Here is a 20,309-nt window from a genome sequence, read left to right on the forward strand (position 1 = left end):
CCATACAAGCAGCGAGGCAGGAGTCAAGGGTTCTCCCCCGAAAATCACGACGACGGCCGTCAAGTAGGCTTGATGGGTGATCTTTTCTGCGATAAACGACCTTGCCGTATCCACTTTCGGGGGCGCGGGACCGGTTCAGCCTTCCATGGCCTCGTTCCTTCCGGACTGGTTGAACCCCGACGTCTTCCTCCGCGATTCCCCGTTGGGACCGTGGGTGGTCCTCCTGGTCTGCGCCATTGTTTTCGCAGAAACAGGCCTCCTGGTGGGCTTCTTCCTGCCGGGCGATTCGATGCTGTTCACGGCGGGGCTGCTGGTCTCCACCGGCGCCATCGAATTCAACCTATGGGCCATGTGCGGCATGATCATCGTGGCCGCCATCATCGGTAACCAGACCGGTTATCTCATTGGATCGAAGGCCGGCCCGGCCATCTTCAACAAGCCGGATTCACGGCTTTTCAAGAAAGAAAACGTGGAGAGCGCCCATGCGTTCTTCGAGAAGCACGGTGGCAAGGCGTTGATCCTGGCGCGCTTCGTTCCCATTATTCGCACTTTCGTACCGGTGATCGTGGGCGTTGCGCAGATGGATAAGCGCAAGTTCTTCCTCTTCAACGTCATCGGTGCCGTCCTCTGGGGCGGCGGCGTTACCCTGCTCGGCGCATGGCTTGGCCAGTTCGAGTGGGTTGGCAACAACATCGACATCATCTTCATCGTCATCGTCCTGATCTCGGTCATCCCGATCTTCATTGAGGTCGGCCGTGGCTTCGTCGCCAAGCGCAAGGCGGCAGCAGCAGGCACTGACCCCGTGGAGGGATTCATCGAAGAACACGAAGGCGGCAAGCACGGGGAGCACTGAGGATCACCGCCCAAGCACTGAAAAAGGCACCCCGCATGGCGGGGTGCCTTTTTCGTCGAAGAAGCTAGTTCGAGCCGGACTCGGACAATGCCAAGACGATCCCCGGAAGCAGGGCCCGGAACGCCTGGCCGCGATGGCTGATGGCGTTTTTCTCCTCCGGGCTCAGCTCCGCACAACTGCGGTCCATCCCGGCAGGCAGCAGCACGGGGTCGTAGCCGAAGCCGCCTTCTCCGCGAGGTTCACGCAGGAGCGTCCCCTCAAGCTGGCCATACTCCACGGTTTCGTGGGCGATGCCATCTGGACCCGGCACGGCCAATGCGGCAGCACAGACGAACGCTGCTCCGCGGAACGCGTCCGGAACATCGGAGAGCTGGGCCAGGAGCAGGTTCAGGTTGGCGGCATCATCACCGTGGGTTCCGGACCATCGGGCAGAGAAGATTCCGGGAGCTCCGCCCAGGACATCAACGGCCAGCCCGGAATCATCGGCTATGGCTATCAAGCCTGTCGCCTCCGCTACGGCCCGGGCTTTGAGGAGTGAGTTCTCGGCAAACGTGACACCGGTTTCCGCAACATCCGGGGCACCTGCCGCAGCGGCGTCCACCACCTGGGTATCGACGTCGAGCCCTGGAACCTGGCCCCGGAGCAGTTCGCGGAGTTCCCTCAGCTTGCCCTTGTTGTGCGTGGCCAGGACAAGGCGGGGCGCTTGAGTTGGCACAGTGCCGCTCACGGGGCCTCAGCCAGGGTTTCGCGCTGGATGGCGGACAACTGCGTGGTGCCCAGCAAGGCGAGGTCCAGCAGTGCGTTGAGTTCATCGCGGTCGAAGGGGGCGCCTTCAGCCGTGCCCTGGACTTCAACGAACTTCCCTGATCCGGTCACCACCACGTTCATGTCAGTCTCAGCGCGGACATCCTCCACATAGGGCAGGTCAAGCATGGGTACGCCGTCGATGATCCCTACGGACACGGCTGCGATAGTGTCCACCAGCGGCTCGGCGTTGCGGGCGATGAGCTTGTTCTCGCGGGCGAAACGGATGGCTTCTGCCAGGGCCACATAGGCGCCGGTGATCGCAGCGGTGCGGGTGCCGCCGTCGGCCTGCAGGACGTCGCAGTCCAGGACGATCGTGTTCTCGCCGAGCGCCTTGGTATCAATGATGGAGCGCAGGGAACGGCCGATCAGGCGTGAAATCTCATGGGTGCGTCCGCCGATCTTGCCCTTGACGGACTCACGGTCCGAGCGGGTGTTCGTGGCACGGGGAAGCATGGCGTACTCTGCGGTGACCCAGCCGCGGCCTTCGCCCTTGAGCCAACGCGGCACGCCCTCGGTCAGCGAAGCTGTGCACAGGACCCGCGTATTGCCGAACTCGATCAATGCCGAACCTTCGGCCTGCTTGGACCAGCCGCGGGTGATGCTGATGGGACGCAGTTGGTCAGGTGTCCGGCCATCGGCGCGGATGACGGGTGTGGATGTAGCTTCAGAAGTCATGGTTCAAGCTTATCCAAGCCCGGCGCACCTCCCGACGTCGGTAAGGTGCTAGATCGTGTAGTGGACTCCGGCGACGGCGACGGCGACGTCACCGGCAAACACCGGTTTTGCTTCTGACAGCACTTTGGTTTGGGACGTCCACACAGGAATGTGGGTGAGAAGCAGCCTCCTTGCAGAAGCGTTCGTTGCTGCCTCGCCTGCCCGCTTGCCGGTGAGGTGGACGTCTTTGATGTCGTCGTCCCGGCCTTCCTCGAACGCTGCCTCACACAGGAAGAGATCCGAGCCCTTGGCTGCATCTTCAAGCCCCTGGCACGAGTCGGTGTCACCGGAGTACGTCAGGATTTTGGTCACTGGGACGCCGTCCTTGCCAGGTTCGGTGGCCGTCACGCGCAGCGCGTACGCCTCTTCAACCGGGTGGTTGACGGCATACGGCGTCACGGTGAAAGGACCCACAGTGACGGGCCGGCGCTCGGCCCAGTGGGTGAAGTCGAATTCCTCGTGCATGCCGGGATCCAGGTCCAGGCCATAGGCCGTCGCCATCCGGTCCGCTGTGGCAGCAGGCCCCCACACCGGCAACCGGTCCCGTCCCCATCCGCCGGGCTTCCACCTGACAGCCACGTGGAGTCCGCAGAGGTCCATGCAATGGTCCGGATGAAGGTGGGTGAGGAATATCGCGTCGATGTCTTCAAGATCGGTGTAGCGCTGGATCGCTCCCAGTGCTCCACTGCCGAGGTCCATGACGATCTTCCACTCGCGTTCGCCGTCGTGCGCCGTCACCAAATAGCACGACGCCGGCGAGCCGGGACCGGGGAAGGAACCGGTGCAGCCCACTATGGTCAGCTTCACAGTCCACGCCCCAGGGTTGTGCCCGCACTGCCGCTCAGGCCACGGTCCGGCTGTACGAAATATGAGCGTCGGGAGAACCCGGTTCCTGACCGTGCTGCTTCCAACATCTCGGGCGTGATGCGGGCCAGGCTGCCTGTGGGGTACTGCGCCGCCACATGGTCCACATGCTTCACGGAAAGAACTTCCGGCCCCAGGAAGCGGCGGGCGAGAGTCTCGAATTGTGCGGCATCACCGGTGGCAATGAACTCGTGGCTCGGCGTAGTGGACTCCGTCCGTTGGATGCCGTGGGTGGCCAAGGCACGGTATACGTCCTTGGCGGTCTCCTCCGCGCTGGAAACCAACGTGACATCCTCACCCATCACGAAGGAGATGACACCGGTCAACAGCGGGTAGTGCGTACAACCCAGAACCACGGTGTCCACGCCGGCGTGCTTGAGCGGTTCCAAGTATTCGTTGGCGGCGGCAAGCAGGTCAGGGCCGGTGGTGATCCCTGCCTCCACAAAGTTCACGAACGCCGGGCATGCCACGGACGTGATGGTGAGGTCCGGGGCAGCAGCAAAGGTGTCCTCATAGGCACGCGATCCCACGGTGGCCGAGGTTCCGATGACACCGATCCGGCCTGACCGCGTAGCAGAAACAGCCCGCCGCACTGCAGGCTGGATAACCTCGATGACCGGGATGCCGTAGCGGGCCGTATAACGTTCCCGTGCGTCCCGGAGCACAGCCGCCGACGCCGAATTGCAGGCGATGGTCAGCAACTTCACGCCCGAGTCCACCAATTCATCCATGACACCCAGGGCGTTGGCGCGCACCTCGGCGATGGGAAGCGGTCCGTAAGGGCCGTTGGCGGTGTCACCGACGTACAGGATTGATTCATTGGGGAGCTGATCGATGATGGAACGCGCTACAGTCAAGCCGCCCACTCCGGAGTCGAAAATGCCGATCGGGCGCGTCCCGACAAGTTCCCCCGTGCTGATGGGGGCGTCAGAGCCCAGGGTGCCGCTTGGTGAACCCGATGCTGAAGTCATAATTATTCGAGAATAAGGCTTCCCTTGGTGTGCGGCCATTACCTGTGGCCTCCGCCTCGTGTCTGATGTGTCACAAGGCGGGAGCACGGCCCGGCCGTCCGGATCAGGATTTCGCCTGCCTTGCGGCCATCATGGCCTGCACCAGGGACTCCTGCAGCCACGTAGTGAAGTTGTAAACCAGGGCCAAGTAGCTCTCCACGTCCTCGGCCTGGCTCCAGTCCTGCATGCTGTGGATATGTTCCGCATCCGCTTCGTCCCGAATGTCCAGGCGCTCGGCCAGGACCAGGCGGACATCGTTCAGCGCCATGGACCAGCGGGTGGCGTCTTCCGGCGTCAGGATCAGCTCGTCTTTGTCGAGCCCCATGGCCGCAGCTCTGAGGGCGCCGATCTTGTTTTCCCGCACCGAGCGTTCAGTGAGTTGACGGAACTCCAGCGAGCCGCCGTCGTCGTCCTTCATGACGTTGGGCAGAAGCCGCAACAGGGCACGGTCGCTGGGCTGCTTGACGTCCATGTCCAGGCCGATGAGCGCCGCCAACGGGTCCTCGTTCTCCCGCACGTCCTGCTCCAGCATGGAAATGACGTCGTCCAGCAATCCGCGCAGGAGGTCGCGCTCGGCGGGCTCGAGGTAGCCGGTGATGCCCTTGAGACCGTACTTGAATGCCTTAGCCACGCTGGCGGCCGCCCTTTCCAGGTGTCTCGTTGCCGCTCGCAGCCTTTTCGACGGTGGCCCACAGGCCAAACCCGTGCATGGCCACCGCGTGCTGCTCTACTTGTTCCTTGCTGCCGTGGGCCACGATGGACCGGCCCTTTTTGTGGACCTCCATCATGAGCTTGTGGGCTTTGGACTCGGAATAGCCGAAGTAACTCTGGAAAACAAAGCTCACGTAGCTCATCAGATTCACGGGATCATTCCAGATCACAAGGTTCCACGGGATATCAGGGGCTGTCAGGACATCGGTGGCGGACTGCTCTGCAGCTTTGGTCCGCTCATCGATGTCCGTGCCATACGCAACGCTAGGGCTCATCTGTCCATTCTATGGCGGCTCGCACTAGAGTGAATTCGTGAGTAGAGCCACGTCCTGGGACCATCCCGCAACTTCCTTGTACACAGACCACTACGAACTGACGATGCTTCAGGCCGCTTTGCATTCAGGCGCCGCGCATCGACGTTCGGTGTTTGAAGCCTTCGCCCGGCGGCTGCCGGACGGGCGGCGCTATGGCGTGGTGGGCGGTACCGGCCGCCTGCTGGAGGGGATCGCCGACTTCCGCTTCGGCGACGCCGAGCTCGCATTCCTTGAGCAGAACAAGGTGGTCAACCAGGAAACCCTGGACTACCTGGCCGACTACAAGTTCAGCGGAGACATCTGGGGCTATGCCGAAGGCGACGCCTATTTCCCCAACTCCCCCATCCTGATCGTGGAATCCACCTTCGCAGAAGCCTGCATCCTGGAGACCTACATCCTCTCTGTCCTCAACCACGACAGCGCCATTGCATCCGCCGCTTCGCGCATGACCTCTGCCGCGGGCACCCGCCCCTGCATCGAGATGGGCTCCCGGCGGACCCAGGAAGAATCGGCGACGGCGGCCGCCCGCGCCGCGGTGATAGCCGGCTTCGCCAGCACCTCCAACCTGGAGGCCGGACGACGCTACGGCATCAAGACCGTGGGCACCGCGGCCCACTCTTTCACCCTCCTTCATGACACCGAGCGGGAGGCCTTCGAAGCGCAGATCGCGACTTTTGGACCAGGGACCTCGCTGCTGGTTGATACCTATGACGTCGAGACAGCGGTGCGCACTGCGGTGGAACTGGCCGGTGACAAACTCGGTGCGGTACGCCTGGATTCGGGCGACCTTATTGCACAGGCCCAATGGGTACGGCAGTTGCTCGATGACCTCGGCAACGTCAACACCAGGATTGTGGTGACCTCGGACCTCGACGAGTTCGCCATTGCCGCCCTGCAGTCCGCTCCAGTGGACTCCTACGGTGTGGGCACGTCCCTGGTGACAGGCTCCGGCGCCCCCACTGCCAGCATGGTCTACAAGCTGGTCAGCCGCACCAACGATTCCGGTGAATTCATCTCCGTGGCCAAGGCCGCCAAAAACAAGACCAGCGTGGGCGGACGCAAATACGCCCTCCGCAAGCTCAATGAGCGCGGCCGCGCCACCCAGGAAGTCGTGGGCATCGGCCACCGTCCCGAAGATGACGGCAACGACCGCGTGCTGCTTCACCAATTCGTCAAGAACGGCGAGGTACTCCCTGGCTGGACCGGCCCGGAAGGCGTCATTCGCGCCAAGGAAAGGCACGCGGCCACCATGGCCGAGCTGCCCGCCGTCGTCAACCGCCTCCAGCGCGGCGAGGCTGCCATCCCCACTGTTTACGAGGAGAACTGATGTCCCGCGCCCTGATCATCGTCGATGTCCAGAACGACTTCTGCGAGGGCGGCACCCTGGCCGTCGAAGGTGGCGCCGCCGTCGCCGGAGCCATCACCGAATATGTGGACGCCAACCAGCAGCACTTCGACCACATCGTGGCCACCCAGGATTGGCACATCGAACCGGGCGACCACTTCTCCGATGAACCCGACATGGTGGATTCCTGGCCTCCGCACTGCCGGGCCCGAACCAAAGGCGCGGAGCTTCACGAAGACCTTGACCCCGAGTACATCCAGGCCTATTTCCGCAAGGGCCAGTACACAGCGGCCTACTCCGGTTTTGAAGGTGTCCTCGCCCCCGAAGACGACGTTCCTACGGGAGACCTGAAGGCCGGGGCCACCGTTGCCGAAGTCTTCGACCAGGATGCCATTGGCCTCGATGACTGGCTGCAAAGCCACGACGTCGAGGACGTCGTAGTGGTGGGCCTCGCCACCGACTACTGCGTCAAGTCAACGGCGCTCGATGCCGTGCAGGCCGGCTACAACACCACCGTCATCGCTGGGCTTACCGCCGGAATTGCCGACGACTTCACCGATGCGCTCGACGAAATGGAAGCAGCCGGCGTCGACGTCGAACGCGACTGAAGCTGAACAGCGTTACAGCAGAAAAGCCAGGGCGCGCCGCAAACGCGGCGCCCCCTGGCTTTTCTGCAGATGATGGTCTCGCTACTTCCTGCCGATGAACCAGTCCTGGAGCTTGCGCAGGCGGGCCTGCAGTTGCTCCTCATTGGCCTGTGCCACCGCAGGGCCGCCACACACTTCACGAAGTTTCGTGTGCACTACTCCGTGCGGGGTGCCGGTTCGGGCAGCCCAGGCAGCGACGTTCTTGGCCAGCTCGTTCCGGAGATCCATGAGCATCCGGTGGTCAGGCACAGCGGGTGCGGCTGCAGCCGCCAGCGGTGACTGGCGTTTCTTGCGCGACTGCTGATCGTGCTGGCGTTGACGCAGCAGTGTTCCTACTTGCTCGGCGTCGAGGAGCCCTGGAATGCCCAGGAAGTCCAGTTCATCATCGGAACCGATGTCCGCTCCCGTGCCGAACTCGCCACCATCAAAGAGGACGCGGTCAAACGAAGCTTGGGAGTCCAGTGCTTCGAACTTGCCTTTGGTGAGCTCGTCCGAGGCTTTGTCCTCCCGGTTGGCCTCGGCCATGAGGTTCTCTTCAGGATTGAAAAGACCGTCCTCGTCCTTCTCCGGGCGGTCCAAAGCGTGGTCACGCTCTGCCTCCATGGTGTTGGCGAGGATCATCAGCGGGGGCACGGACGGCAGGAAGACCGACGCCGTCTCGCCCCTCTTGCGGGCACGCACAAAACGTCCCACGGCCTGGGCGAAGAACAATGGCGTGGAGGTGGAAGTGGCATAGACGCCGACAGAAAGGCGCGGCACGTCAACACCTTCGGACACCATCCGGACGGCAACCATCCAGCGCTGTTCACCCGCGGAGAACTCCTCGATCTTGCTCGAGGCCTTGGAGTCGTCCGAAAGGATCACCGTGGGCGACTGGCCCGTGATCTTCTTAAGTTGGCCCGCATAGGCACGGGCGTCGTCGTGGTCCGTGGCAATGACCAGGCCACCGGCGTCCGGCACCGTCCGCCTGACCTCGCTGAGGCGCTTGTCCGCCGCGGCGAGCACGGCAGGGATCCACTCTCCGGTGGGGTTCAACGCCGTGCGCCACGCCTGGGAGGTGATGTCCTTGGTGACGGCAGCTTCGCCCAGCGAGGCAGCCATTTCGTCACCTGCACTTGTTCGCCACCGCATCTGGCCTGAATAAGCCATGAAGAGCACGGGGCGGACCACGTGGTCCCGCAGCGCATTGCCGTAACCGTAGGTGTAATCGGCTTTGGAACGCCGGATGCCGTCCCGGTCCTCAGCGTATTCAACAAACGGAATGGGAGAGGTATCCGAGCGGAACGGAGTACCTGTCAGTGACAGGCGCCTCGCGGCCGGATCAAATGCCTCGCGCAGGCCATCGCCCCAGGAGAGCGCTTCACCGCCGTGGTGGATTTCATCCAGGATGACCAACGTGCGCGCCGCTTCAGTCTTGGCGCGGTGCAGCATCGGCTTGCTCGCCACCTGTGCGTACGTCACAGCGACGCCCACAAAACCACGGCCGTGCTGGCCGTCGGAGTTCTTGAAGTTGGGATCGATCGCGATGCCCACCTTGGCTGCGGCATCAGCCCACTGCCGCTTCAGGTGGTCGGTCGGAGCAACGATCGTGATCCGGTTGACCACGCCGCTGTCCAGCAGTGTGGTGGCAATGCGCAGCGCAAAGGTGGTCTTACCGGCGCCGGGCGTCGCCACGGCCAGGAAGTCCTTCGGGTTGCGGGTCATGTAGAGGTCAAGGGCCTCCTGCTGCCAGGCACGGAGCTTGGGCGCAGTTCCCCACGCAGCCCGTTCCGGGTACGCCGGAGGCAGGGATGGTCCACCAAAAAGTGTTTCTGTCATGCTGACTCCCCCGGCCTGATGGCAACGACCATTACCTCCAGCCCGGCGTGACCGCCGGACTGGAGGACAAAACGGTAACGATCAGAAGGGACCTGTGTTCTCTTCCCACCCACTACTTGGAGTTGCCCGGGCCGCCGTTTTTTCCACCGTCGTTGCCGGGGCGGAGTCCTTCATAGATCTCCTTGCACTCCGGGCAGACCGGGAACTTCTGGGGGTCGCGTCCGGGCGTCCAAACCTTGCCGCACAAGGCAATGACCGGCTCGCCGGTCAACGCCGACTCCATGATCTTTTCCTTGCGGACATAGTGGGAAAAACGCTCGCGGTCGCCGGGTTCCACTTCCTGGCGCGTTTCCTCGCGCTCAATGGTGGCAGTGGACGTTCCGGCTCCGGAAAGCTCGCGCATGGGGTCGTTTTCGAATGGATCCGGAGGAAGCGTAGTCATGCCAAACATCTTACCGTCTAGATGCCCTGCCACTCCGGCTTGTTGTCGTACGTGTGCCGATAGTAATCAGCCAGTTTCAGCGATGACGCGGCTGCTTCATCCACCAGGATTGTTGCGTGGGGGTGCATCTGGAGGATTGATGCAGCACAAATCGCGGCCACGGGTCCCTCCACGAAATCGCGCACCGCCTGCGCCTTTTGGGCACCTGTTGCGACCAGCACCACATGACGGGCATCCATGATGGTCCCCAGCCCCTGGGTCACCACGTGATGGGGAACATCATCGATGCTGTCGAAGAAGCGGGCGTTGTCCTTCCGGGTCTGCTCGATCAGTGTTTTGATCCGCGTCCTGGACGCCAGGGATGATCCGGGCTCGTTGAAACCGATGTGCCCGTCAGTGCCCACCCCCAGGATCTGGAGGTCCACGCCCCCTACTGCCTTGATGGCATCCTCGTAGTCCTGGCAGGCTGACTCCAGATCCTTGGCGGCGCCGTCCGGGCCGTGCACATTCTCCGGTTTGATGTTCACCCGATTGGTGAATTCGCGCCGGATCACCTCGCGATAGGACTCGGGATGTCCGGCCTCAAGGCCCACATACTCGTCCAACGCGAAACCGTGCGCCTGGCTGAAGTCCAGCCCCCCGGCATCGTAGCGGCGTGCGAGTTCGTCATAGACAGGCAGCGGCGAGGACCCCGTAGCCAGGCCCAGCACAGCATTCGGCTTGCGGCGGACCAATGCTTCAATGGCATCGGCTGCAAGCGCACCGATCTGCTTGGTGCCAGGGAGAATGACAACTTCCATCGTCACGGCCTTTCTTGTTTGGGGTCTTCGAGCTATCTGAAAGAGACGTTATCCCATGTCCCACCTACGGGCACGGTTGTTACGCGGCTAACGGTTCACACTGAGCTGGGCGAACATTTCCGGCCCCCGTGCGTCCAACCATTTTCCTCCGAGGCGGATGCCCACGATGAACAGGATGACACCCAGTACCGGGCCCGCCACCAGGTTGATCCAGCCAGCCTCCGGCCCACCAGTGAAAGCCTGGACTGCCACCAATGCAAGTTCAGGAACCAACAGGAGAGCCAGGAGGCCCATCCCCACCGCTTGGACGGCCAGGGTCTGGGCAACGTTTCCCGGGGGCTTCTTGAACGGGCTGTCGCCGGGCAAGGGGACGGCAATGTTGTACCGGGCAGAAATGACTGAAGAAAGCCCCAGGCCGGTGAACAGCGTTCCGAGGGACAACCCCAGGAGGTTGGGCAGCCACTGCCAGTCGCCCGTCACGAACAGGGGCCCCACAGTAAAGAGCAGCACGACCGGAAGCGATATGGCCAGGCAGGCCAAGGCCCGCCCAAGCCTGTCATCCACTCCCTTGACGCCCGCCGCGAGGTGAAGGGCAAAGGCAGTGTTGTCATAAGAGACATCGGCGCAGATGGACCACGCCATGACGAAAGCGGTCAGCGGACCCAGAATCATGAGCAAGCCATAGCTGCCGCTCTGTGAGCCGCCGAAGTAGAACAGCACCGGGAACATCGGAACAATCACCAATGACGCCGCATACCTCGGGTCCTTCAACCAGTAGATCAGCGCCCTGGCAGCAACGGCCCCGGCCGGCGTACCGGGGAGCAGCCCGAACAAGCCAAGCTTTCCGCCCTTTCTGGCCGTGCCTCCGGAGTACGCAGGCGTCACCAGCGCACGCTTCAGGAGCACATGCCAGCAGAAGAGGAGCACGGCAATGGTGGCCGCCGCGATCAGGAACTTGAGTCCGGCCGCAGCAAGATTACCGGAATCGATGTCACCGCCAAGGGACCAGGCCGCACCCAAGGGCGTCCACGATACCGTTCGGGCGAGCACCGGAAGGTAGTCGGCGCTGCCGCGGACACCGTCCACCACGCCCATCATGATGGGACCCAACAGGACCAAGGGGATGAAGACAACGATGCTGCTGACGTCCTTGAAACGCCTCGAAGCCGCCAGGCCGGCTGTCGCCGTCGTGACTACTTTGGACAACACGATGCACGTCAGGGCACCAAGGACAGCCCCCAGCACGGCACCTGTGACGGCCGGAACACTGCGCCACCAGGTCCCAACAGTTCCCAGGGCGGCAATCAACGTAGCCAGGCCGGGAATGCCGATGAAACCCGCGAGGGCCAGGCCCGTCAGGAGTTGCTTGGAAGGTATGGCGAACGTGGTGAACCGCGCAGGGTCCAGGGTCATGTCCGCGGCCGAGGCAACGAGGGGGATGATGGCCCACCCAAGGACTGTGGCCGCTCCACCCAATACCACTACAGTGTGGGCGATCTCCGGATCAGCCAACCGCAGTGCTATGAGGCCTCCAACCAGGAGGACCAGCAATCCCAATGCATAAAGGAGCCCCAGGGCCATGCCCACCAGCTGCCACGGACTGCGCTTGAACCCATTAAGGAGCAGGCGCCACTTGAGGCTTAGAAGGTGCGCAACCATTCCAGCCCCTCCGTTCGGTGTCCGCCGCCCACCAGCTGGACAAAGCGTTCCTCCAACGTAGAGCCATCGCGGACCTCGTCCACGGAGCCTGCTGCCAGAACGCGTCCACCAGCCACCACTGCGACGTGGCTGCACATGCGCTGCACGAGGTCCATGACATGGCTGGAAACAATGACCGTGCCTCCGGAGGCGACGTATCCCTCCAAGATGCCCCGGATGTTGGCAGCCGACACAGGATCCACCGACTCAAAAGGCTCATCAAGGACAAGGAGTCGCGGTGCATGGATGAGAGCGGAGGCCAGGGCGATCTTCTTTGTCATGCCGGCGGAGTAATCAACCACCAACGAACCGGCATCGGCTTCAAGGTCAAGGGCAGCCAGCAACTCAGGAACACGTGCACCGACAACGTCGCGGTCCATGCCGCGAAGGAGTCCGGAGTAGGTCACCAATTGCTCGCCCGTCAGCCTGTCAAAGAGGCGAACGCCATCAGGCAGGACACCCATGAGCTTCTTGGCCTCCAACGGACGCGCCCATACGTCAACTCCATGGATCAAGGCTGTGCCAAAGTCCGGCCTCAGCAGCCCTGTGGCCATGGACAACGTGGTGGTCTTGCCTGCACCGTTGGGGCCGACCATCCCGTAAAAGGATCCGGCAGGTACTTCCAGGCTGACGCCATCCACGGCGATCTTGTCACCGAAGCGCTTGGCCAGGCCACGGATGGACAAGGCAGCCAGTGGCGCTGACGCAGGCGGTGATTCAGGGTCCTGGGTTGGCGGGGCCTGTGCGGAGACTTGAGGCGGTGCGGGGAATTGTGGAGTCGCGGCATCCTGTGGCGGCGCGGACGTGGGCGTGGGTTCATGGCGTGGTTCCGTCATGTGACCAGCCTAACCTCGCCCACCGGAGCCGGAGCCGGTTCTAGAAGCCGTGGCGGGGGACGGCCCGCTGGTACTGCGGAACCCAGGGGATGTCATGGCCGAGTTCGTACGCGGCCCTCAGCCACCAATGCGGATCGCGCAAGGCCGCACGTGCCATGAACACGGCATCTGCCCTGCCATTGGCAACAATGTCCTCGGCTTGGGCGGCACTGGTGAGAAGCCCTACCGCCCCGGTGGGGACACCGGCGTCGCGCCTTATCTGTTCGGCGAACCCGGCCTGGTAGCCAGGCACGGCCCTGATTTTCTGGTGCGCCACAGCACCGCCGGAAGAGACGTCCACGAGGTCTACGCCGCGCCCGGCAGCAGCACGGGCCAGGCGGACTGACGCCTCAGCGTCCACTCCCCCGTCAGCCCAGTCGGTGGCGGAGATCCTCAACAGGAGCGGCATGGAGTCCGGGATGGCGTTTCGGACCGCGTCCACCACGCTGAGCATGAGTCTGTTCCGCCCCTCCTCATTGCCGCCCCACTTGTCCGTCCGGGTATTGATGAGCGGACTTTGGAACTGGTGCAACAGATAGCCGTGGGCGCCGTGGATCTCCACGGTGTCAAAACCCGCAGCAACAGCCCGCGAGGCCGCGGCGGCAAAGTCGTCCACCACAGCCAGGATGTCCTCCTCGCTCATCACCGCCGGCGCGGCGTAGCCGTCGAACGGTGTGGTGGCAGGTCCAACGGTGACCCACCCGCCGTCGGACGATGGCACGGAGCCTGTCTGATCGGCGAAGGGCCAGTACGTCGAAGCCTTGCGACCTGCATGGGCCAACTGCGCGCCGATCCTGCACTCCACGGCGCCATGCCGGTGGACGAAATCAACAATGCGTTCCCAGCCCGCGGCCTGCTCATCGGAGTACAACCCGGCGTCCAGCGGGCTGATCCTGCCCACAGCGTTGACCGCTGCGGCCTCGCTCATGATCAACGCGGCACCACCGGCGGCGAAGGAGCCGAGGTGCATCAGATGCCAGTCGTTGGGGACGCCTTCTCCGGTCCCGGGATGACAGCTGTACTGGCACATGGGCGAGACCCACCCCCGGTGCGGGATAGTGAGTGAACGCAGCTGCAGCGGGGAGAACAGCGCGGACGGCACTAGAAAAGAACCCTCGCGAGTCCTTGACGGGCTTTGGCTACCCTCTCGTCCGAAGTTCCGACTACCTCGAAGAGTTCAAGGAGCCGCACGCGCGCGGTCTCGCGTTCCGGACCGAAATTCCTGCCGATGAACGTGATGATGCGGCTGAAGGCGTCCTCGATGTGTCCCCCGGAAACGTCAAGGTCGGCGACGCCAAACTGGGCGTCGAGGTTGTCCGGTTCCCGGGCGGCAAGGTCACGGAGGTTTTCTGCCTCGGGAGCAGAAAGGTTCTCCAACCGGGCCATGAGTTCAACCTGGGCCAGTCCGGCTTTGGCGTCAGTGTCGGCCGGCTGTTCCAAGAGCGCTTGCTTGTAGGACGCAGCTGCTCCGGCGTAGTCACCGGCCTCGATCGCGTCAATGGCGGCCTGATGCAGGGGCGGGAGGGGCTCAGGCTCGGCTTCCCCACCCTGGGCGGCGGCGTCACCGATGCTTCCGCTCACCCCGTTGGCGGCAGCGACTTTGAGGAGTTCCTCCACGAGGTCCCTGATTTGCGCGTCATCGGCAGGACCTTGGAAAAGAGGAACGGGCTGGCCCTTCACCACGGCTACCGCGGTGGGAACAGCCTGCATCTGGAAGGCCTGCGCCAGTTGCGGGAAGGCGTCGACGTCTGCAGCCGCGAGAACCAGCCGGCCGGCGTAAGTTTCCACCACGCGCTCAGCGGCGTCCAGGACTGCGGGCGATTCCGGTGCATAGCGCGACCAGAGAAGGAAGAGAACAGGAATCTGCGCAGACAGCTGCACCAGATCCTGGAAGTTTGTTTCTGTGGCATCCACCCTCAGGGGTGCCGAGCCGGTGCCACCATTGGTTTCATCACCATTGGGGGTTCCGCCGTCGCGCGCAGCACCGTCCGCGGAAGGGGAGGCTGGCGGCGCGGGAGGTGCGGCCGGGCGGCGCAGTGACGAGAGGTCAACGGCGCCGCGAAGGTTGAGCTGGCTGGCAGCGGCTGGAGTGGGTCGGTATCCGGGCGAACTCATACCATCCACTCTAGCCGCTGCCCTGCAGCGGAATTGCCTACTTGAAGCTGGCCCCTACCAAGCCCCGCGTAGCTGCGACGAGCTTCATGGGATCGGCGGATCCTGCCGGTGGAATGTACACAGCCACGGACTCAGCGAAGTTCAGCACCATACCGGTAGTGGTCTCCTTGCCCCCGGCAAAGACGGCGGAATCATCTTCAAGGAGGAGTTTGTCTCCTGCCGCCTTGGGCGTGCCCTCGAAGTTGAAGTCCAGTCGTCCCACCACCAGCGCGCCACCGTCAGCGGTGCGCAGCACAACGGTCTGGTTGGTCGCGGGTGTATGGGTGAATTTGAAGTTGGCGCTGGTCCCGTTCTTCACGGTGTCTGCCTGGTAGGCCAGGGCACCGGCGATGTACGGGGACGCCTGGCCGTCAGCCAGCTTGCTCCGGTTCGGCGAGTCAGGCGTGGTCAGCATTTCAGCCAGGATGCCCAAGGCCTCGTTGCCGCTGTACGCCAGGCCTGTGTTGTCGCCGGCGGGCACAGGGTCGGTTCCTTCGCGGGGTACGGGGAACGACGGGAAGTTGGTCCCGGGCTGCAGCGGCGCGCTGCCCCAAAGCTTGTAGTTTTCCCGCGGCGAGAGCTGAACAAGCGTCAGGACCTGCGGCACAACGTTGCCGTCGCCCTGGGTCAGGGCAAAGACCGTACGGGGCCACTCGCGCTTGGTGCTGATGACGCTGCTCTGGAGCTTCGTGGCCCGGACGGGCATACGGGCTTCATAAGCCGATACCGCGGTGCGGATCTTGTAGTTCTGCGTACGGATCTGCAGTTCCATCTTGTCGACGCGGGGAGCCAGCTTGGCTGCATCCTTGGCGGCGTCAGCAGCATCAACCGTGCTGGCAACCTGTTCCAGGATCCGCTGCAGCTGGGATTCCAGCAGCACGGGGGTGCCGCCGTCGCCCTCGGCGGGCGCTGCGGCAGAAGAGGTGGGGGTCGCCTCAGGCGTGGTGGTTGCCTGGGCGGCGACAGCCGTGCCGCCTACCATGACAGCTGCCAAGGCAGCGGCAATGGCGGTGACCCGGAGCGCAGGTCCTTCGGTTTCCGGACCACGACGACGGCCGGCGTCACCTGACGTCGACTGGACGGGCAACGTGGTGGTTTCCCCGCCATCATGCGGTTCGTCGTCCTGGCCGTCCTTGCGGCGGTTGGACAGGGCTTTGGCGATGAAGGGCAGGGCCGCTCCCACCAGGATGATGATGATGCCCAGAACGATCAGCGGCACAGCCCAGGGGGTGGTGGCGTTGTTCGGGAAAGTCATGGAAATCGACGACGGCGCAGGCTGGGTTCCGTCCGCGGCTACCAAAAGGGACCACTCACCATCAGCAGGAGGGTTCCAGGTGTAGTCCAACTCGCCGCTGGCGTCCTCGGTGCTGACCCAGAGATCGGATCCCGCCGGGGAGGGAGCTGTTGCTTCGCCGTCCACCGAGGAGGCTTCCAATGACTTCTGGTCTGCCGACACGCCGGTCAGCGTGGTGTGGGCGGTCTTACCCACCCAGGCTTCGACGTCGTCCGGGCGCCCGGTGGCGACCATGAAGTTGCCTTCACCCTGGATCTTGATCTTCACTGGCCCATCGTGGAGGTCGATCAACTTTTGGTCGATCACCGTCAGCGGGGCAGCTTTGGTATCGTTGGGAACCGAGGCGGTTACGGTCTCGGAGGGGGCCCAGAAAGTCATCTGGCCAATGCCGGCCAGCATCGTCAGCAGGCCCAGCAGCACCAGCAAGGCTGCAGTCTTCAAACGCACAGGATCACCTATCATCAGCGGTCGTTGAACTTCAAGGGTAACCGTTTTGTTATCAGAGAGTCAGATCGGGGTGATCTCCCCAACATCGGGAAAACCCCGCCATCGCGCCGCCATCGCGGCTTTCCGAGCTCCTGATAGTGTGGCGATGATCATGATATCCGGGCCTTTTAGCGCCTGAATCAGCCCTTTACCACTAATGAAAAGGCAGCAAAACCGCGTGAAAGACCACTTGGAGCCCCGTCCCACCGATGAGCCCGGGTCAAGTGCGGTGGATGCTTCCTCGGACGGCACCGCCGCAACGGTTCCGGTCCGCACCGGACGACTCGCCGCCCTCGGTCGCCGGTTGAGGCAGCCCATTCCCGGAGCCCGCACCCGCGTTCGTTTCGAAATGCCCCCGGAAGACGACACCGACGAGGGCCTCGGCGGCCTCCGGCCCGAAGACGATCACGGCTTCGGCGCCCCGGGGCCGCGAATGTCGTCCCAGCACCCTCTCTACGTGGGCTTCATGGGGACCGCCGGCGTCGGTATCGCTCTGGCAGTGTTCTATATCGCCAGCAACACCACCCAGCTCATCTTGTGGATCGTCGCTGCACTCTTCATAGCCCTGGGCCTGGACCCTGTAGTCCGCTGGCTGGAATCCCGCAAGGTCCCCCGGCCGGCAGGCATCCTGATCTCCGTTTCAGCCCTCGTCCTGGCGGTGGCAGGGTTCTTTGCAACCCTGATTCCGACCATCGTGGAACAGGTATCGGAAATCGTTCGCCAGGCCCCCGAGTGGATCCGCGGATTCCTCGACTCGGACTTCTTCCGCAACGCCGACAGCCAGTTCGGCGTCCGTGACCGGATCACCACCGAGCTGGATAAGTTCGTCAAGGATCCCGAGGCCATGGGCGGCATCTTCGGCGGCGTGGTCGGCTTTGGATCCACGGTTGCCAACGGTCTGTTCGGCTCCCTGATCGTGCTGGTCCTGAGCCTCTACTTCCTGGCCGCCCTGCCGTCCATGAAGAAGTGGGCCTACCGCCTCGCTCCCCGGTCCCGACGCCCCCGTGTTGAGGCGCTCTCCGAAGCCATCACCGATTCCGTGGGCAACTACGTGATCGGCCAGGCATGCGTCGCTCTCCTGAACGCGATCTTCGCTTTCATTGTGATGACCATCCTGGGCATCCCCTTCAGTGTCCTGCTGGCCTTTGTGGTGGCCCTGCTCGCCTTCATTCCGCTGGTGGGCGGCATGATCGCCGCCGTCGTGGTCATCCTGGTGGCCCTCACCGCCGGCTGGCAGACCGCCGTCGTCTACGCGATCGCCTACTTCGCCTACCTGCAGTTCGAGGCGTACTTCATCTCTCCGCGCATCATGCAACGCGCCGTGGCTGTCCCGGGAGCCGTAGCTGTGATCTCGGTGATCGCCGGCGGCAGCCTGCTCGGCGTCCTGGGCGCGCTGATTGCCATTCCGACGGCGGCCGCCATCATGCTCCTGATCAAGGAAGTTTTCATCATCCGCCAAGACCGGCACTGACTCGTCCCCTGCCGGGTTTTTGTACAGATAATGCCCCTTAACCTCGCCGTTAAGGGGCATTATCTGTACAACAACTCTTCGCTGCTGGACTATCCGTTCGCCACCGGCCCCGCCCACTCGCGGGGCAGGCCGTCGACGCCGGCACCTGCGGGAGTGACGTCGTCGACGATTTCATTCAGGACGCGTGCCGCGTACTTCTCGCCCACCCACAGGTGCTTGGCACCGTCGACGCCGACCAGCCGGGCCTGCGGCACCAGGCCGAACCGCTGGGCTGCTTCGGCAGGCTGCAGGTAGTCGTCGTGCTCCGGCACCAGGACCGTGAGCGGCTTGCCGGAGGCGGCCCACTCCTTGAGGTGGACATCCGTGGCACGGTGCAACGGCGGGGACAGCAGCACTGCACCTTCGATCTCCGGGGCCACCGGCTCCACAGCTCCGTACATCAAGGCAAGTTCGGTGCCAAAAGACCAGCCGACGAGCCAGCGGTTCGGCAAACCCCGCTCGACAGCAAAGCGCACTGCCGCCTCCACGTCGAAGCGCTCCCCGATACCTTCTTCGAAGTGGCCATCGCTGGTACCGCGCGGCGACTGCGTGCCGCGCGTGTTGAACCTGAGCACAGCCACGCCGGCCAGCGCCGGGAGCCTGTAGGAGGCCTTCCGGTAGACGTGGGAATCCATGAAGCCGCCGTGGGTGGGCAGCGGGTGGAGGGTGATCAACGTCGCGGTGACCTCCCCTGATTCCGGCAACGCCAGCTCGCCCAGCAATACCTTGCCGTCTTCAGTGGTGAACTCCACATTCTCGCGGCGGGCGGGAAGGACCGTGGATGCGCGGATCTCCGAGGGGGCAGCCTGCGGGGTAAACACGAACGAGGCGGGGTCGAAAGTCATGGTTCCAAGACTAGCGAATCAGCGGTAGCGGTACGTCCTGCCCGTCCAGCAGTTGGTGTGCCAGTGCCTGCGTTCGGCCAACCCTGCGGCTTGTCCAAACAGGTGGCTGTCGGACCACACCACCAGATGCGCGATGCCGGGGACGATAGCGGTGGAGCAGCCGGGGCAGATGTATTCCTTTTCCGCTTTTTTGGCTGTCATGGTCCGGACCATCCAGTCACCATCCGGTGCGCTTTCCCGCCGGGCAATTCCGCCCCGCGCCCTTTCCAGGTCAAGCTCAGGTGCCGGCTCGGCCCATTTGCCACCGGCATTGCCGGAGCGTGTGCTGGACGCGTTGCGACGAGGGCGGTTGGAGCGGGGCATGCTTCCATTCTGCCCCAGCCACACTGTTGTAGATGGTGAGGCGGTAATGTGGGGCGGGTGCGACTCGTCATAGCCCGTTGTTCTGTTGATTATGTTGGCCGCCTTAAGGCCCATCTCCCCCTCGCCACCCGGCTGCTGCTGGTCAAGGCCGATGGCTCCGTGTTGGTGCACTCTGACGGCGGCTCCTACAAGCCGCTGAACTGGATGAGCCCGCCAGCCACGCTCCGGGTGACCACGCCGGAGGAGACGGACGTGGAGGAAGGTGTGGTGGAACAGTGGACGGTCCAGTCTGCCAAGACCGATGACCGCCTGATCATCAACATCTACGAGCAACTGCACGACACCTCGCACGAGCTCGGCACCGACCCCGGCCTGATCAAGGACGGAGTGGAAGCGGACCTTCAACGACTCCTTGCGGAGCAGATCGAGACCCTCGGAACCGGCTACTCCCTCATCCGGCGCGAGTACTTCACAGCAATCGGTCCGGTGGACATCCTGGCCCGGGACGCAAACGGCGCCACAGTGGCCGTTGAACTCAAGCGGCGCGGCGACATTGACGGCGTCGAACAGCTGACGCGGTACCTTGAGCTGCTCAACCGCGATCCCCTGCTGGCACCAGTTCGAGGCATCTTCGCCGCACAACAGATCAAGCCCCAGGCAAAGGTCCTGGCCAACGATCGCGGCATCGCCTGCGTAACGCTTGATTATGACGCCATGCGCGGCGTGGATGACAGCGAGTCCCGGCTCTTCTGACTTTTC

21 protein-coding genes are annotated in these 20,309 nt (G+C 63.6%); 5 read left to right on the forward strand and 16 right to left on the reverse strand.

Translation table 11 applies throughout. From position 1 onward, the window contains the following. The first annotated feature begins 91 nt into the window (after positions 1–91). Positions 92–853 (forward strand): DedA family protein, encoded by a 762-nt coding sequence (locus AB4Y77_RS00745; RefSeq protein ID WP_442013043.1) that lies wholly within the window; start codon positions 92–94, stop codon positions 851–853. Between the two features lie 64 nt (positions 854–917). On the opposite strand, the gene rdgB is transcribed toward AB4Y77_RS00745, so the two are convergent. From rdgB to clpS, 6 genes are all read right to left on the reverse strand, one after another. Next, positions 918–1,580 carry an RdgB/HAM1 family non-canonical purine NTP pyrophosphatase gene (rdgB, locus tag AB4Y77_RS00750; protein WP_442012693.1) on the reverse strand — a complete coding sequence of 221 codons (663 nt, stop codon included), beginning with the start codon at positions 1,578–1,580 and terminating at the stop codon, positions 918–920. Next, a complete protein-coding gene (rph, locus tag AB4Y77_RS00755; protein ID WP_311213485.1) occupies positions 1,577–2,335 on the reverse strand; it encodes a ribonuclease PH in 759 nt (252 codons plus the stop codon). Before rph ends, rdgB begins: the two co-directional genes overlap by 4 nt. 48 nt (positions 2,336–2,383) lie before the next feature. Next, positions 2,384–3,181, reverse strand: coding sequence for an MBL fold metallo-hydrolase (locus tag AB4Y77_RS00760; RefSeq protein ID WP_311213486.1), 798 nt, complete (start codon positions 3,179–3,181; stop codon positions 2,384–2,386). Beyond that, a complete protein-coding gene (gene murI, locus AB4Y77_RS00765; RefSeq protein WP_396136299.1) occupies positions 3,178–4,209 on the reverse strand; it encodes a glutamate racemase in 1,032 nt (343 codons plus the stop codon). Before murI ends, AB4Y77_RS00760 begins: the two co-directional genes overlap by 4 nt. A 103-nt stretch (positions 4,210–4,312) precedes the next feature. Continuing rightward, positions 4,313–4,879: a DUF2017 domain-containing protein gene (locus AB4Y77_RS00770; RefSeq protein WP_311213488.1), complete on the reverse strand. Its 567-nt coding sequence runs from the start codon at positions 4,877–4,879 to the stop codon at positions 4,313–4,315. Continuing rightward, positions 4,872–5,234: an ATP-dependent Clp protease adapter ClpS gene (gene clpS, locus AB4Y77_RS00775; RefSeq protein ID WP_026540162.1), complete on the reverse strand. Its 363-nt coding sequence runs from the start codon at positions 5,232–5,234 to the stop codon at positions 4,872–4,874. The genes AB4Y77_RS00770 and clpS overlap by 8 nt, the downstream gene beginning before the upstream one ends. Positions 5,235–5,271: 37 nt before the next feature. Here clpS and AB4Y77_RS00780 point away from each other — a divergent pair, with 37 nt between their 5' ends. Then, complete coding sequence (locus tag AB4Y77_RS00780) at positions 5,272–6,600, forward strand: nicotinate phosphoribosyltransferase (RefSeq protein WP_442012694.1); 1,329 nt, start codon at positions 5,272–5,274, stop codon at positions 6,598–6,600. Next, on the forward strand, positions 6,600–7,226 hold the full coding sequence (locus AB4Y77_RS00785; protein WP_311213490.1) for an isochorismatase family protein: 627 nt from the start codon (positions 6,600–6,602) through the stop codon (positions 7,224–7,226). Before AB4Y77_RS00780 ends, AB4Y77_RS00785 begins: the two co-directional genes overlap by 1 nt. Before the next feature lie 81 nt (positions 7,227–7,307). Here the strand turns inward: AB4Y77_RS00785 and AB4Y77_RS00790 are convergent, their stop codons facing one another. The 8 genes from AB4Y77_RS00790 to AB4Y77_RS00825 form a co-directional block, all read right to left on the reverse strand. Beyond that, positions 7,308–9,083 (reverse strand): DEAD/DEAH box helicase, encoded by a 1,776-nt coding sequence (locus tag AB4Y77_RS00790; protein ID WP_089595518.1) that lies wholly within the window; start codon positions 9,081–9,083, stop codon positions 7,308–7,310. Between the two features lie 112 nt (positions 9,084–9,195). Then, complete coding sequence (locus AB4Y77_RS00795; protein WP_089595519.1) at positions 9,196–9,534, reverse strand: DUF3039 domain-containing protein; 339 nt, start codon at positions 9,532–9,534, stop codon at positions 9,196–9,198. Positions 9,535–9,542: 8 nt separating this feature from the next. Continuing rightward, positions 9,543–10,325 carry a glucosamine-6-phosphate deaminase gene (gene nagB, locus AB4Y77_RS00800; RefSeq protein ID WP_311213492.1) on the reverse strand — a complete coding sequence of 261 codons (783 nt, stop codon included), beginning with the start codon at positions 10,323–10,325 and terminating at the stop codon, positions 9,543–9,545. An 87-nt stretch (positions 10,326–10,412) separates the two neighbouring features. Beyond that, the gene (locus AB4Y77_RS00805) at positions 10,413–11,984 is read right to left on the reverse strand and encodes a transporter (protein ID WP_442012695.1); all 1,572 of its coding nucleotides are present in this window, start codon (positions 11,982–11,984) and stop codon (positions 10,413–10,415) included. Further along, entirely contained in the window at positions 11,966–12,859 is an 894-nt protein-coding gene (locus AB4Y77_RS00810; protein ID WP_442012696.1) for an ATP-binding cassette domain-containing protein, read from the reverse strand. Before AB4Y77_RS00810 ends, AB4Y77_RS00805 begins: the two co-directional genes overlap by 19 nt. A gap of 40 nt (positions 12,860–12,899) precedes the next feature. Beyond that, on the reverse strand, positions 12,900–14,000 hold the full coding sequence (locus tag AB4Y77_RS00815; protein WP_442012697.1) for an NADH:flavin oxidoreductase/NADH oxidase: 1,101 nt from the start codon (positions 13,998–14,000) through the stop codon (positions 12,900–12,902). Next, a complete protein-coding gene (locus AB4Y77_RS00820) occupies positions 14,000–15,013 on the reverse strand; it encodes a tetratricopeptide repeat protein (RefSeq protein ID WP_442012698.1) in 1,014 nt (337 codons plus the stop codon). Before AB4Y77_RS00820 ends, AB4Y77_RS00815 begins: the two co-directional genes overlap by 1 nt. Positions 15,014–15,050: 37 nt before the next feature. Next, the gene (locus tag AB4Y77_RS00825) at positions 15,051–16,808 is read right to left on the reverse strand and encodes a hypothetical protein (protein ID WP_311213497.1); all 1,758 of its coding nucleotides are present in this window, start codon (positions 16,806–16,808) and stop codon (positions 15,051–15,053) included. 202 nt (positions 16,809–17,010) lie between these two features. Between AB4Y77_RS00825 and AB4Y77_RS00830 the strand changes: the two genes are divergently transcribed. Next, positions 17,011–18,303: an AI-2E family transporter gene (locus AB4Y77_RS00830; protein WP_311213498.1), complete on the forward strand. Its 1,293-nt coding sequence runs from the start codon at positions 17,011–17,013 to the stop codon at positions 18,301–18,303. 89 nt (positions 18,304–18,392) lie between these two features. On the opposite strand, the gene AB4Y77_RS00835 is transcribed toward AB4Y77_RS00830, so the two are convergent. Together AB4Y77_RS00835 and AB4Y77_RS00840 are read right to left on the reverse strand one after the other, a co-directional pair. Beyond that, complete coding sequence (locus AB4Y77_RS00835) at positions 18,393–19,187, reverse strand: alpha/beta hydrolase (RefSeq protein WP_311213499.1); 795 nt, start codon at positions 19,185–19,187, stop codon at positions 18,393–18,395. Between the two features lie 18 nt (positions 19,188–19,205). Further along, positions 19,206–19,550, reverse strand: a complete 345-nt coding sequence (locus AB4Y77_RS00840) for an ATP/GTP-binding protein (RefSeq protein WP_311213500.1) — start codon at positions 19,548–19,550, stop codon at positions 19,206–19,208. Between the two features lie 57 nt (positions 19,551–19,607). On the opposite strand from AB4Y77_RS00840, the gene nucS reads away from it, so the two are divergent. Further along, a complete protein-coding gene (gene nucS, locus AB4Y77_RS00845; protein ID WP_026540148.1) occupies positions 19,608–20,303 on the forward strand; it encodes an endonuclease NucS in 696 nt (231 codons plus the stop codon). The last annotated feature ends 6 nt before the right edge of the window (positions 20,304–20,309 follow it).

It is taken from the genome of Paenarthrobacter sp. YAF11_1 (assembly GCF_052113445.1).
Lineage (GTDB): Bacteria > Actinomycetota > Actinomycetes > Actinomycetales > Micrococcaceae > Arthrobacter.

Bases quoted from the DNA above. Each gene is read 5' to 3' on its own strand.
- AB4Y77_RS00820 (WP_442012698.1), bottom strand. From the start codon at position 15,013: ATGAGTTCGCCCGGATACCGACCCACTCCAGCCGCTGCCAGCCAGCTC.
- AB4Y77_RS00790 (WP_089595518.1), bottom strand. From the start codon at position 9,083: ATGACAGAAACACTTTTTGGTGGACCATCCCTGCCTCCGGCGTACCCG.
- AB4Y77_RS00805 (WP_442012695.1), bottom strand. From the start codon at position 11,984: ATGGTTGCGCACCTTCTAAGCCTCAAGTGGCGCCTGCTCCTTAATGGG.
- AB4Y77_RS00835 (WP_311213499.1), bottom strand. From the start codon at position 19,187: ATGACTTTCGACCCCGCCTCGTTCGTGTTTACCCCGCAGGCTGCCCCC.
- AB4Y77_RS00785 (WP_311213490.1), top strand. From the start codon at position 6,600: ATGTCCCGCGCCCTGATCATCGTCGATGTCCAGAACGACTTCTGCGAG.
- AB4Y77_RS00810 (WP_442012696.1), bottom strand. From the start codon at position 12,859: ATGACGGAACCACGCCATGAACCCACGCCCACGTCCGCGCCGCCACAG.
- nagB (WP_311213492.1), bottom strand. From the start codon at position 10,325: ATGGAAGTTGTCATTCTCCCTGGCACCAAGCAGATCGGTGCGCTTGCA.
- AB4Y77_RS00840 (WP_311213500.1), bottom strand. From the start codon at position 19,550: ATGCCCCGCTCCAACCGCCCTCGTCGCAACGCGTCCAGCACACGCTCC.
- clpS (WP_026540162.1), bottom strand. From the start codon at position 5,234: ATGAGCCCTAGCGTTGCGTATGGCACGGACATCGATGAGCGGACCAAA.
- murI (WP_396136299.1), bottom strand. From the start codon at position 4,209: ATGACTTCAGCATCGGGTTCACCAAGCGGCACCCTGGGCTCTGACGCC.
- AB4Y77_RS00795 (WP_089595519.1), bottom strand. From the start codon at position 9,534: ATGTTTGGCATGACTACGCTTCCTCCGGATCCATTCGAAAACGACCCC.
- rph (WP_311213485.1), bottom strand. From the start codon at position 2,335: ATGACTTCTGAAGCTACATCCACACCCGTCATCCGCGCCGATGGCCGG.
- AB4Y77_RS00825 (WP_311213497.1), bottom strand. From the start codon at position 16,808: ATGATAGGTGATCCTGTGCGTTTGAAGACTGCAGCCTTGCTGGTGCTG.